Source organism: Phyllobacterium pellucidum, from assembly GCF_013327855.1.
In the GTDB taxonomy this organism is placed as follows: domain Bacteria; phylum Pseudomonadota; class Alphaproteobacteria; order Rhizobiales; family Rhizobiaceae; genus Phyllobacterium; species Phyllobacterium pellucidum.
In genome coordinates this window covers 86,587-99,987 of the sequence record NZ_JABUMX010000001.1, presented here as the reverse complement: position 1 = coordinate 99,987, position 13,401 = coordinate 86,587, and the positions used below count along the sequence as shown (strand labels likewise).

Annotated in this window: 9 protein-coding genes and 1 pseudogene; 7 read left to right on the top strand and 3 right to left on the bottom strand. The window is 60.0% G+C overall.

Annotated elements, in window-relative coordinates; genetic code table 11:
• The first annotated feature begins 52 nt into the window (after positions 1 to 52).
• From HQ945_RS00430 to lpdA, 5 genes are all read left to right on the top strand, one after another.
• Positions 53 to 1,201, top strand: a complete 1,149-nt coding sequence (locus HQ945_RS00430) for a DUF2336 domain-containing protein (protein ID WP_113280066.1) — start codon at positions 53 to 55, stop codon at positions 1,199 to 1,201.
• Positions 1,202 to 1,489: 288 nt separating this feature from the next.
• Positions 1,490 to 2,740 (top strand): 3-methyl-2-oxobutanoate dehydrogenase (2-methylpropanoyl-transferring) subunit alpha, encoded by a 1,251-nt coding sequence (locus HQ945_RS00425; RefSeq protein ID WP_113280065.1) that lies wholly within the window; start codon positions 1,490 to 1,492, stop codon positions 2,738 to 2,740.
• 3 nt (positions 2,741 to 2,743) lie between these two features.
• On the top strand, positions 2,744 to 3,757 hold the full coding sequence (locus HQ945_RS00420) for an alpha-ketoacid dehydrogenase subunit beta (protein WP_027232545.1): 1,014 nt from the start codon (positions 2,744 to 2,746) through the stop codon (positions 3,755 to 3,757).
• Positions 3,758 to 3,766: 9 nt separating this feature from the next.
• The gene (locus HQ945_RS00415) at positions 3,767 to 5,062 is read left to right on the top strand and encodes a dihydrolipoamide acetyltransferase family protein (RefSeq protein ID WP_174207525.1); all 1,296 of its coding nucleotides are present in this window, start codon (positions 3,767 to 3,769) and stop codon (positions 5,060 to 5,062) included.
• Between the two features lie 3 nt (positions 5,063 to 5,065).
• Positions 5,066 to 6,463 (top strand): dihydrolipoyl dehydrogenase, encoded by a 1,398-nt coding sequence (gene lpdA / locus HQ945_RS00410; protein ID WP_091922629.1) that lies wholly within the window; start codon positions 5,066 to 5,068, stop codon positions 6,461 to 6,463.
• A gap of 115 nt (positions 6,464 to 6,578) precedes the next feature.
• Here the strand turns inward: lpdA and HQ945_RS00405 are convergent, their stop codons facing one another.
• Positions 6,579 to 6,995, bottom strand: coding sequence for a hypothetical protein (locus tag HQ945_RS00405; protein ID WP_174207524.1), 417 nt, complete (start codon positions 6,993 to 6,995; stop codon positions 6,579 to 6,581).
• A gap of 176 nt (positions 6,996 to 7,171) precedes the next feature.
• Positions 7,172 to 9,139 (bottom strand): annotated as a pseudogene (parE, locus tag HQ945_RS00400) (DNA topoisomerase IV subunit B); the annotation flags it as partial.
• Positions 9,140 to 9,541: 402 nt separating this feature from the next.
• Here parE and HQ945_RS00395 point away from each other — a divergent pair.
• Both HQ945_RS00395 and HQ945_RS00390 read left to right on the top strand, forming a co-directional pair.
• Complete coding sequence (locus HQ945_RS00395) at positions 9,542 to 10,498, top strand: DMT family transporter (protein ID WP_174207523.1); 957 nt, start codon at positions 9,542 to 9,544, stop codon at positions 10,496 to 10,498.
• Between the two features lie 30 nt (positions 10,499 to 10,528).
• Complete coding sequence (locus tag HQ945_RS00390; protein ID WP_174207522.1) at positions 10,529 to 12,541, top strand: acetyl-CoA carboxylase biotin carboxylase subunit; 2,013 nt, start codon at positions 10,529 to 10,531, stop codon at positions 12,539 to 12,541.
• A gap of 7 nt (positions 12,542 to 12,548) precedes the next feature.
• On the opposite strand, the gene lipB is transcribed toward HQ945_RS00390, so the two are convergent.
• Positions 12,549 to 13,277: a lipoyl(octanoyl) transferase LipB gene (gene lipB, locus HQ945_RS00385; protein ID WP_091949419.1), complete on the bottom strand. Its 729-nt coding sequence runs from the start codon at positions 13,275 to 13,277 to the stop codon at positions 12,549 to 12,551.
• Between the last annotated feature and the right edge of the window lie 124 nt (positions 13,278 to 13,401).

Here is a 13,401-nt window from a genome sequence, read left to right as displayed (position 1 = left end):
CTTTTTCCCTTTAGAGTTGTGCCCAATCAGGGGACTCGGGGGCGAAGACAGAATGTCCGTTCAGCATTATGTGAAGATGATCGACAATGCCTCGGTGGCGCAGCGCTGCCATGCGGCGGCTGCCTTGGCGCATATCTACTTGCAGCCCGACCTCGAATTCGACGAACGGCGCTCCACCGAAGCGGTGTTGACACTCTTGCTCGATGATCCTTCGCCCAAAGTACGGCTTGCTCTTGCTGAAGCGTTTTCGACGAGCGCCCATGCGCCGGCTCACATCGTTGCCAGCCTCGCGCGTGACCAGATCGAGGTCGCAACCTATATTCTTGGCCGTTCCGTATTGTTGAGTGACGCCGACCTTATCGATTGCGTGGCCGGCGGCAGCGGCGAAGCGCAGCGCCTGGTGGCCGCGCGGGCCAAAGTGTCCTATCCGGTGAGCGCTGCCATTATCGAGCTCGGCGAGGTCGAAGCGGTCGCAGCATTGCTCGCCAACAGCCAGGCGCAGATCGCCGACATAAGTTTTCGCAGGCTTGTCGAGCGCCTCGGCCATGTCGCGGAAATCAGGACGCTCCTGATTGATGACAACCGCCTTCCTGCCGATTGCCGGCATGCACTCGCAGTTCGTATTGCCGAAGCCCTGTGTCAGATGGATATGGTCATGGCTCTTATGGGAGAGCGCCGCGCTAGGCGCATCACCTTGGATGCCTGCGTGCGGGCATCCGTCAGCCTCGTCGCGGCAACGCGCATCGATGAATATCCGGCGCTCATCGAGCATTTGCAATTGCGCGGCGACCTTACCACCGCCTTCGTTATTCGGATTGTCGCGGCTGGAAAGATCGATTTCTTTGCCGCCGTTCTCGTTGCGCTCTCGGGCTACAGTCTTGCGCGTGTACGCAGCCTCATCATCGACGGCCGGCCGGCCGCGCTCGGCGCTTTGCTCAGCGCAGCGGGTTTGCCGGTCAGCACGCATCTTCCGCTAAAGGTGGCGCTCGAGGGCTGGCGTAACGTTGCCAACGGCAGACAGGACGCTGGTTCGCCTGAAATCATCCGACGCATGATCGAGCATCTGGAGCCAATGGGGCGAGACACCGCCACGATTCCCGCCGCCGCAAATGACGATATGTTGTCTCTGCTGAAACGCATCCACCTCGATGCCATCCGGGAAAATGCGCGCGAACAGGTTCTCGCCATCACTGCCGCCTAGAACGTGAATGAGCATAATCTGCATTTGATTGCAAAATCGCGGCCGCTTGCGAACGAATAGGCCGGCGGTCGTGACCCGAATTGAAGCATTGTTGCTTTTTTGCTCGGACGTGCCACACCCATGCACCACACGTGATGCACGAATGCCTAATAATATCAAACTGATGTGATCGTATATTGAGGCAGGGCATGATGCCATGCTCGAAGGCCGCTGTTTTAAGACAGTATTACTGACCTAATAATTCATGGTAGACTGCGTGGAAAATGTCAGTGGTTGGGAGGCGATGGCATGTCGAATGACGGTCCCCTTGGAGAATTTGGTCCTTTAAGCCTGCATGTGCCGGAGCCGGCCGTGCGGCACGGCGGCGAGCCGGACTTCTCGAACGTGAATATTCCGGAGGCTGGATCGGTCAGGCGGCCCGAGGTGGACGCCAATCCCGAGGATTTCCGCGATCTCGCCTTTTCGATCATCCGGGTTTTGACCCGCGAAGGCGAGGCTGTCGGTCCGTGGGCCGGCATGCTGACCGACGAGCAACTCGTCGAGGGCTTGCGCCATATGATGACGCTGCGCACCTTCGATGCCCGCATGCAGATAGCGCAGCGGCAGGGCAAGACCTCCTTCTACATGCAGCATCTTGGTGAAGAAGCGGTAAGCTGTGCCTTTCGCAAGGCGCTTGCGCCTGGCGACATGAATTTCCCGACCTATCGCCAGGCAGGCCTGCTCATCGCGGACGACTATCCCATGGTCGAGATGATGTGCCAGATCTACTCGAACGAGCGTGATCCGCTGAAGGGGCGCCAGCTGCCGATCATGTATTCGTCGAAAGAGCATGGGTTCTTCTCGATCTCGGGCAACCTTGCGACGCAATATATCCAGGCGGTCGGCTGGGCCATGGCGTCTGCCATCAAGAACGACAGCAAGATTGCGGCAGCCTGGATCGGCGACGGCTCGACGGCCGAGTCGGATTTTCATGCCTCGCTGGTTTTCGCATCGACCTACAAGGCGCCAGTCGTCCTCAACATCGTCAACAATCAGTGGGCAATTTCCACCTTCCAGGGTATTGCGCGCGGCGGATCGGGTACATTTGCCGCGCGTGGCCTTGGCTTCGGCATCCCGGCCCTGCGCGTTGACGGCAATGACTATCTCGCGGTCTATGCGGTGGCGAAATGGGCGATCGAACGGGCGCGGCGCAATCTCGGTCCGACGCTTGTCGAATACGTTACCTATCGCGTCGGCGCGCACTCGACCTCGGATGATCCTTCCGCCTATCGACCCAAAACGGAATCCGATGCCTGGCCTCTCGGCGATCCGGTCATGCGGTTGAAGAATCACCTGATTTTGCGCGGCGCGTGGACTGAAGAGCGTCACAAGCAGACGGAAGCCGAAATCCTCGACACGGTTATTGCCGCGCAGAAGGAGGCTGAAGGCCACGGTACGTTGCATGCAGGCGGCAAGCCTTCGGCGCGCGATATGTTCGAGGGCGTATACGAAACCATGCCGCCGCATCTGCGTCGTCAGCGCCAGCAGGCAGGAGTCTGATCCATGGCCCGCAAAACGATGATCGAAGCCATCCGCGACGCGATGGATATCACCATGGAGCGCGACGATGACGTCGTCGTCTTCGGCGAGGATGTCGGCTTCTTCGGCGGTGTCTTCCGCTGTACGCAAGGGCTGCAGGCGAAGTACGGCAAGACACGCTGCTTCGATGCGCCGATCAGCGAGGCCGGCATCGTCGGCGCTGCGATCGGCATGGCCGCCTATGGCTTGAAGCCCTGCGTCGAGATCCAGTTCGCCGATTACGTTTATCCGGCATATGACCAGATCGTCTCCGAAGCAGCCCGCTTGCGCTACCGGTCCAATGGCGGCTTTACCTGCCCCATCGTTATCCGCATGCCGACAGGCGGCGGCATCTTTGGAGGGCAGACGCATAGCCAAAGCCCGGAAGCTCTTTTCACCCATGTATCGGGCCTAAAGGTGGTGGTCCCATCCAACCCGCACGATGCGAAGGGACTTCTCATATCCGCGATCGAGGATCCGGATCCGGTGATCTTCCTCGAGCCGAAACGCCTCTATAACGGACCGTTTGACGGCCACCATGATCGTCCCGTCACGCCGTGGTCCAAGCATGATCTCGGCGACGTGCCGGACGGTCATTATACTGTGCCGCTTGGCAAGGCTATCAAGCGGCGCGAGGGCAAACAGATGACGATCCTTGCCTACGGTACAATGGTCTATGTCGCAGAAGCTGCTGCCGAGGAGCACGGCATCGACGCCGAAATCATCGATCTTAGGACGCTGCTGCCGCTTGACCTCGAAACGATCGTCGAATCGGTCAGCAAGACGGGGCGCTGTGTCATAATTCACGAAGCGACCCTGACGTCCGGCTTTGGGGCGGAACTAGCAGCTCTGGTTCAGGAACACTGCTTCTACAAGCTGGAAGCGCCGGTTGCTCGCGTCGCCGGCTGGGATACGCCCTATCCGCATGCGCAGGAATGGGACTATTTCCCGGGTCCAGCGCGTGTCGGTCGCGCCCTTGTCGAAACGCTGGAAGGATAGGAGCAGAAGATGGGAGAATATGTCATCAAGCTGCCGGATGTCGGTGAAGGCGTTGCGGAGGCCGAACTCGTCGAATGGAACGTAAAGATCGGCGACCTCGTGCGCGAGGATACGGTGCTTGCCGCCGTCATGACCGACAAGGCAACCGTCGAAATTCCTTCGCCCGTGGATGGCGAAATCCTCTGGCTCGGCGGTGAAATCGGCGAGGTGATAGCCATCGGTTCGCCGCTGGTGCGCCTTAAGATTGAAGGTGAGGGTCATGCACCTGAACCGGCCAAGCCCGCCAAAAGCGAGACTGCAGCCCCGCAGCCGGAAAAGAAGTTCGAACCGGCGAAGGCAGAGGTAGAAAAGCCCAAGGCCAAGCCGGCAGCAGTCGCCGAGCCGCCCCGCGTGATGGCACCGCCCCTCAGCGGAGTTGCGCCGCGCGGTGAGGGCGAAAAGCCGCTCGCTTCGCCTGCAATCCGGCTGCGCGCCAGGGAAGCCGGCGTCGATCTGCGGCAGGTAAGCGGTACCGGACCTGCCGGACGCATCACCCATGAGGATTTAGAGGCTTTCTTCGCCCGTGGCTCGCAGCGTCCGGGCGCTGCGGCGCTTGCTCCGGACAATTCGATCAAGGAGATCAAGGTTGTCGGTCTTCGGCGCAAGATTGCCGAGAAAATGGCGATCGCCAAGTCTCACATCCCGCACATTACCTATGTCGAGGAGATCGACGTCACCGCGCTTGAGGAACTGCGCGCGACGCTCAATGCCAAGAAGCGCGCCGAGCAGGCGAAGCTCACGATTCTTCCGTTCCTGATGCGGGCAATGGTCAAGGCCATCGCCGACCAACCAAACCTCAATGCGCTATACGACGACGAGGCCAACATCATCAACCAGTATGGCGGTGTGCACATTGGCATTGCGGCGCAGACCCCGAACGGACTGGTGGTGCCGGTAGTGAAGCATGCCGAGGCGCGCACGCTCTGGGACAGCGCGGCTGAGGTCAATCTGCTTGCGGATGCTGCAAAGACGGGTTCTGCCACGCGTGAACAACTGACCGGCTCGACGATCACCATAACGTCGCTCGGCAGCATGGGGGGCGTGGTGACGACCCCGGTTATAAACTATCCGGAGGTCGCGATCATCGGCGTCAACAAGATCATGGTACGTCCGGTTTGGGACGGGACGAATTTCATTCCGCGCAAGATGATGAACCTGTCATCCAGTTTCGACCATCGCGTCATCGACGGCTGGGACGCCGCAGTTTTTATCCAGCGGATCAAGACGCTGCTCGAAACGCCTGCGCTGATCTTCGTGGAGGGCTGACCTATGAAGGACATTTCCTGCAAATTGCTGGTGATCGGGGCAGGGCCGGGCGGTTATGTCTGCGCCATTCGCGCCGGCCAGCTTAACGTCGATACCGTGATCGTAGAAGCGGTCAAGGTGGGCGGAACGTGCCTGCTCGTCGGCTGCATACCATCGAAAGCCTTGATCCACGCAGCCGACGAGTTTGCCAAGGTCGCGCATTTTGCCGCGGGGCAAACCCCGCTCGGCATTTCACTGAAAGAACCATCCATCGATTTCTCGAAGACCATTGCCTGGAAGGACGGCATCGTCAGCCGCCTCAACAATGGCGTCGCTGGGCTTTTGAAGAAGGCCAACGTCAAGATTGTTACCGGCAAGGCAAAATTCCGCGACGGCAAGACGGTCGAAGTCGAGACCTTGACCGGACAGCAGATCATTCGCGCTGAAAATATCGTAATCGCCACTGGATCGGCGCCCGTGGAGATTCCGTCATTGCCGTTCGGCGAAAACATCATTTCCTCGGCCGAAGCCCTCGCCCTGCGCGACGTGCCCGAGAAGCTTGTCGTGGTCGGGGGCGGGTACATCGGGCTTGAACTCGGCACGGCCTATGCAAAACTTGGCTCGAAGGTCACTGTCGTCGAGGCATTGCCAAAAATCCTGCCGCAATATGATGCGGAACTGACACGGCCGGTATCGCGCAGCCTTTCCGAACTTGGCGTCATGGTGCTGACCGGCGCCAAGGCCAAGGGCATGAGCGCCAAGGGCGATGCGCTCCTGATTGAAACCGCCGATGGCAATGACGACAAGATCCCGGCCGACAAGGTTCTGGTGACTGTCGGCCGCAAGCCGGTGACCTCGGGTTGGGGGCTTGAGGAGATCGACATCGACATGGATGGACGCTTTGTCCGCATCGATGACAAATGCCGCACGTCGATGCGTGGCATCTATGCGATCGGCGACGTGACCGGCGAGCCGATGCTCGCACATCGCGCCATGGCGCAGGGCGAAATGGTGGCTGAGATCGTGGCCGGCGAAAATCGCAGCTGGGACAAGCGGGCCATCGCCGCAGTCTGCTTCACCGATCCGGAGATCGTATCGGTCGGCCTTTCGCCGGACGAGGCAAAGGCCGCCGGTCACGAGGTCAAGGTGGGACTGTTTCCCTTCGTTGCCAATGGCCGCGCCATGACGCAGGAAGGCGAGGAAGGCTTCGTGCGCGTGGTGGCAGCCGCAGGCAATCACCTGATCCTTGGCATCCAGGCGGTTGGCAAGGGCGTGTCGGAGCTTTCGGCAGCATTTGCGCTGGCGCTCGAAATGGGCGCTCGCCTCGAAGACATCACTGGTACGATCCATGCGCACCCGACGCAGAGCGAGGGCTTCCACGAAGCCTGCCTGAAGGCGCTCGGGCACGCATTGCATATCTAAACAGGAGCCCGCCTGCTCGAAGGATCGCAGGTTTTTCCGGTAACCTGCGACGCTAGGTAGGCCCCACCCGACGCGTCAGCGCCGGATGAAGTTCTTCAGGCCTAACGGGCGAGCGTTACTTGCCGGCTGCGGTGTCAGCATCCTTGCGGGCAAGCCATGCCTCAAGTGACGCTTCTTCCGCGTCGTCGATAGCAGCGGCGGCGACTTCGCGCGCAGCGAGCGCATATTCTTCGGCCAATACGGCGCGATCCTCGAGGCGGTCGACTTCGAGCTGCGTCTTCCACGCGGAAATCTGCTCGTCCGTTGCCGCCTTCTTGGCATCGACCCAGTTCTTGATCCGGGAGTTTGCTGCTGCAACCGAGGCCTTGCCCTCGTCTATACGGCCTTTCACTTCATCGAGACGGGCACGCACATCCTGCTCTGCATCGTCGACTTTGCCGTCAATTTTGGCTTTGAGACTATCCAGATTTTCGCTAGCAGCGGTCAGCTTGAGACGGAGGCTTTCGGTGAATTGATCAATCTTCTGGCCCATGGCAATTCCTTAAATAAAATTGTGATCGATTAAGTTGTTGCTCGGCGAATATGAGCTCCGAGACGCTGAATATTGCATTGTTATAAAATAGATATGTGACAAGCACCGGAGATGCGTCGCAGCACATGAGGGCCCGCGACGCAGGCCAAAAAAGAGCAGAACCAGATCAGTTCAGCTCAAATATCGAGTTCTTCGACGAATGCCGCGCGATCCTGAATGAACCGGAAACGGGCGTCGGGGCGCGTGCCCATGAGATCGTCCACGGCAAGCTTGGTCTCGTTGATCCATTCCTCGTCGATCTGGACCCGAAGCAGCGTACGCTTGCGCCGGTCCATCGTCGTTTCCTTGAGCTGGTCGGCGCGCATTTCGCCGAGGCCCTTGAACCGGCCGATCTCGACCTTGCCCTTGCCGGTAAACTCGGTCTTCAGGAGTTCGTCCTTGTGCGCATCATTGCGGGCATAGGCGACCTTGCCGCCTTGCGCGATGCGATAGAGCGGCGGCACGCCGAGGAACAGGTGGCCGTTGCGGATGAGATCCGGCATTTCCTGATAGAAAAAGGTGATGAGCAGCGATGCGATATGCGCGCCGTCGACATCGGCGTCGGTCATGATGATAACGCGGTCATAGCGCAGGTCCTCATCGCGATATTTCGATCGCGTGCCACAGCCCAGCGCCAGGATAAGATCGCTGATCTGCTGGTTGGCGGTCATCTTCTCGCGGCCGGCGCTGACGACATTGAGGATCTTGCCGCGCAGGGGCAGCACAGCCTGCGTCGCGCGATCACGCGCCTGCTTCGCCGATCCGCCAGCGGAATCACCTTCGACGATGAAAAGTTCAGCGCCGATCGCTCCTGTCTGGCTGCAATCGGCCAGCTTGCCGGGAAGCCGCAGCTTCTTGACCGCGGACTTGCGATTGACCTCTTTTTCCTGCCGGCGCTTGACCCGCTCGTCCGCGCGGTCGATCACCCAGTCGAGAAGCTTGGACGCCTCTTGCGGCGAGGCGGCAAGCCAATGGTCGAACGGGTCGCGAATGGCATTCTCGACGATCCGCTGCGCTTCGACCGTCGCGAGCTTGTCCTTGGTCTGACCGACAAATTCCGGCTCCCGGATGAATACGGAGAGCATTGCGGCAGAGGAGATCATCACATCGTCGGTGGTTATGATCGAGGCGCGCTTGTTGCCGGCAAGCTCCGCATAGGCCTTCAGGCCGCGGGTGAGGGCGATGCGCAAGCCCGCCTCATGGGTGCCGCCTTCGCCAGTCGGAATGGTGTTGCAATAGGAATGGACGAAGCCGTCGCCACCGTGCCAGGTCACAGCCCATTCGAGCGCGCCGTGTCCTCCGGACTTTTCCGTCTTTCCCGCAAACATTTCACGAGTGACCTGAAATTCCTTACCAAGCGAGTTGCTGAGGTAATCCTTGAGCCCACCGGGAAAATGAAAAACCGCCTTATCCGGCGTCGGGTCCTTCGGATCCAGCAATGAAGGCGCGCAATTCCAGCGAATTTCCACACCGCCGAAAAGATAGGCCTTTGAGCGCGCCATTTTGTAGATGCGCGCCGGATCGAATTTTGCGCCTTGTCCAAAAATTTCCGCGTCGGGGTGAAACGTCACCTTGGTGCCACGGCGATTCTGAACGTCGCCAACTTCTTCGATCCGGCCGAGCGGTTTGCCGCGCGAAAATCGCTGGCGATAGAGCTTGCGATTGCGTGCTACTTCGACTTCGAGATGATCGGAGAGCGCGTTGACGACCGAGACGCCGACCCCATGCAAGCCGCCCGAGGTCTCGTACACCTTGGAGTCGAACTTTCCGCCCGAGTGTAGCGTCGTCATGATCACTTCGAGGGCAGACTTGTCCTTGAACTTGGGATGCGGGTCGACAGGGATGCCGCGGCCGTTGTCCGTTACCGACAGATATCCGTGTTCGTCGAGCTCGATATCGATGAAATTGGCGTGGCCCGCCACCGCCTCGTCCATGGCATTGTCTATGACTTCGGCAAAGAGATGATGCAGCGCCCGCTCGTCCGTGCCGCCAATATACATGCCGGGACGCCGACGCACCGGTTCCAGCCCTTCGAGAACCTCGATGTCGGCAGCGCTGTAACTATTGTCTGCGGCCTGCTTCTGCGGCAGTTTCGCGCTCGGCACTGATCGCTCGGATGATGCAGGCACGCTCGTTTCCGGACGCGACTGTACCGCCGCCTGGCGTTCGCGGGCTGTCTTTACGACTGCAGAAAATAGATCGTTGCTGTCATCCATGGTCTTGATCGGCCAATTCTATCCCAATTCGAATCACCTGCAATCCTTGCATGCCCCGAGGGGAAAGGCGATGGGAGTTCGCTGTCTGTTCTGGTGTTCACCCACAGGACTATGCCATGCGCGCGGGCGTATCAAGCAACATTCAGCCTCAAACTCACCTTTTCGGATCCAGCCCGCGTCAGGAGGCCAGGAACCACCATGTCCGGGGCACTCCAGCGATTGATTTTTTCTGCGGAGCCGATATGCCAGCAGTCATCTCGCCCGCCTGCTTCATCCGGAAAGGTCAAAGCCATGGAAAACACGACCTCGCAACAGTTGAGGGGCGTTTCAGCAATGGCCGCGGCCATGTTTTTCCTGCCGATGATGGATGCGATCGCCAAATGGCTTTCGACCGTCGACAGCATGCCCCCCGCGACTGTAACCCTGTCGCGCTTCGTCGTCCAAACCCTGTTGACACTGTTGATTATCGTCGCGCTCAGCGGCGCCCGTTCGCTGAAACCGGCAAAGCTCTGGGGCAATATGTTTCGCGGCGTTTTGATGGGCATCGGCAGCCTCTGCTTCTTCGCAGCCGTGAAATACATGCCGCTTGCCGATGCAATGGCCGTCTTTTTCGTCGAACCGCTGATGCTGACCCTGCTTTCAGCACTGATCCTCAAGGAAGAGGTCGGCTGGCGCCGGCGCAGCGCTGTCGCGATCGGTTTCGTCGGCACCCTGATCGTCATCCAGCCGAGCTGGGAACTCTTCGGATGGGTGTCGTTGCTGCCGCTCGCCACCGCGACGCTTTTTGCCTTCTACCTGATATTGAACCGTCGCTATGGCGATGCGGATACGCCGCTCGTCATGCAGCTTTACGCCGGCATCGGCGGCACGATCACCGTTATCATTGCGCTGATGCTCGGCCAAATATTCGGCGTGAGCGACATGACGCTTGGCCGGCCGACGGCCGGGCTCTCATGGCTGCTTCTTTTCGCGATCGGCGCGATCGCAACCGGCGGGCACCTGCTCGTGGTGCACGCATCGCGTCTTGCGCCGGCGTCGCTGCTTGCGCCATTTCAATATCTCGAAATCGTCATGGCCGTGATCATCGGGCTTGTCGTCTTCAACGAATTTCCGTCCGCCTCGAAGTGGCTGGGCATTGCGATCATTATCGGTTCTGGCGCCTATGTGGTCTGGCGCGAGGGCAAGAAGCGCAACGCAACCGGAGCGACTGCCGAAGAACCTGTTGAGCAAGTGCGCGATTGGCAATAGAAACAGGAACATGCTCCGGGGAGGACTTACGTGTTCAAGAAAATCCTGATCGCCAATCGTGGCGAGATCGCCTGCCGCATCATCAAGACCGCACGCAAGATGGGTATTGCCACTGTAGCTGTCTATTCGGACGCCGATCGCGATGCGGTGCACGTGGAGATGGCCGACGAGGCCGTGCATATCGGCCCTTCCGCCGCGTCCGAAAGCTATCTTGTCGCCGACAAGATCATTGCGGCTTGCAAGGCCACCGGGGCCGAAGCCGTACATCCGGGCTATGGGTTCCTTTCCGAGCGCGCTTCCTTCTGCGAAGCGCTGGAAAAGCAGGGCATTATTTTCATCGGGCCGAAGCCCAGGGCGATCATCGCCATGGGCGACAAGATCGAGTCCAAGAAATTCGCCAACGAGGCGAAGGTCAGCACTGTCCCGGGCTACCTCGACATCATCAAGGATGCCTCGCATGCCGAAAAGATCGCCGGCGAGATTGGCTATCCGGTGATGATCAAGGCTTCGGCAGGCGGCGGCGGCAAGGGCATGCGCATCGCCTGGGACAAGTCTGAGGTGCGCGATGGTTTCGAGCGGGCAACGTCCGAGGCGCGCAACTCCTTTGGTGACGATCGCGTCTTCATCGAGAAATTCGTCGTCGATCCGCGTCATATCGAGATCCAGGTGCTGGCCGATGCGCACGGCAACTGCATCTATCTCGGCGAGCGCGAATGCTCCGTGCAGCGGCGCAACCAGAAGGTCGTGGAGGAGGCGCCGTCGCCCTTCCTTGACGAGGCGACTCGCAAGGCCATGGGCGAACAGGCGGTGGCGCTGGCAAAGGCGGTCGAGTACCAGAGCGCCGGCACCGTCGAATTCATCGTCGACAAGGACCGCAACTTCTATTTCCTTGAAATGAACACGCGCCTGCAGGTGGAGCATCCCGTCACCGAGCTCATCACCGGCATCGACCTGGTCGAGCAGATGATCCGCATTGCCGCCGGCGAAAGGCTTGGCCTTGAACAAGCTGATGTCAAACTTAACGGCTGGGCGGTGGAGAGCCGTCTTTACGCCGAAGACCCCTATCGCAACTTCCTGCCGTCGATCGGCCGGCTCACGCGCTACCGGCCCCCCAGCGAAGGCCCAGTGGGCAAAGCCATCATCCGCAACGATACGGGCGTCACCGAAGGGTCGGAAATCTCCATGTTCTACGATCCGATGGTCGCCAAGCTTTGCACATGGGCGCCGACCCGACTTGAGGCCATCGACGCAATGGCCGATGCTCTCGATGCGTTCGTCGTCGACGGCATCGAGCATAATATTCCCTTCCTTGCCGCGCTGATGCAGCATCCCCGCTGGCGCGAGGGCCGACTTTCCACCGGGTTCATAGCTGAAGAATTCCCCGATGGCTTCAAGCCCGTGGTCCCGGCGGACGAGGATCGCGATGTCCTTGCCTGCGTGGCGCTTGCCGTTGAACTCGTGCGCAAGGAGCGTCTCGACCGCCTCAACGATCGCCTGCGGCCGCACACAGGCAAAATTCGGGCGGATTGGGAAGTCCGCATCGGCGACGACTACGTCCCTGTCCATATCGACGCCTGCACGGCCCATCCGCCATCAAAAATGGAATTCAGGCTGCATGGCGAGAAAGCGGTTACGGTTCGCGCCAACTGGCAGCCCGGCGATGCGGTCTGGGACGGCTATATCGGCGAGCGTTCCGTCAAGGCGCAGCTTCGCCCGGTGCTGAATGGCATGCGTATCGACTGGAAGGGCATGTCGGTTACCGCCCACGCCATGCAAAATCACGTCGCCGCACTTGAGAAGCTGATGCCGGTGAAGGTGCCGCCTGACACCTCGAAGCTGCTGCTTTGCCCGATGCCCGGCCTGATCGTGTCGATCAATGTGACCGTGGGGCAGGAAGTGAAGGCCGGCGAAACGCTTGCGATCGTCGAGGCGATGAAGATGGAGAACGTTTTGCGCGCCGATCGCGACCACATTGTTTCGGCGATCAATGCCAGGATCGGCGACAGTCTCGCCGTCGATGCAGTCATCATGGAATTCGCGTGAGGTCCAGCTAGGCCGCCGCGACCTTCACAACTGGTCCAAACACATCTTCGAAGGCCTCCAGCAAGGCGCGATCGACATCGTGCATGTCGACCGGCAGGCCAAGATCGACGAGGCTGGTAACGCCGTGACCGCGCACGCCGCAAGGAACTATCCCGTCGAAATGTGCGAGTTCCGGTTCGACATTGATGGAAATGCCGTGAAAACTCACCCATTTGCGCAGGCGAATGCCAATGGCGGCGATCTTGTCTTCAGCGGGCGAGCCATCGGGCAGGGGCGGGCGCTCCGGCCGGGTGACCCAGACGCCGACCCGATCCTCGCGCCGCTCGCCGCGAACATTGAATGAGGCGAGCGTTGTGATGATCCACTGTTCGAGAGCGGTCACGAAGGCGCGTATGTCTTCGCGGCGTCGCTTCAGATCGAGCATGACATAAACAACGCGCTGGCCGGGGCCGTGATAGGTATATTCGCCGCCCCGTCCGGTTGCATGGACCGGAAAGCGATCGGCGACGAGTAGATCGGCCGCCTTGGCACTGGTGCCGGCTGTATAGAGCGGCGGATGTTCGACGAGCCAGACAAGCTCACGCGCCCTGCCGTCGCGAATGGCTGCCACGCGCTCGTCCATGAAGCCGAGGGCGGTGTCATAGTCTGTCAGTCCATCGGTAACGAGCCATTCGACGGGTGACGATTCGCCCTCGGGCAGGAAATCGGGGACGAGGTCGTCGCGAATGGTTCTCATGGTATGGATGTCGCTCCGGTTGTATCTGCCTGCGCCAGAATCGTAGATGGCTTAGCCGGTGTGGCTTCGTTTCAACGATTGCGTTGGGTGTGCCGCATATGGACCTTTTCGGACGGAATTTCCA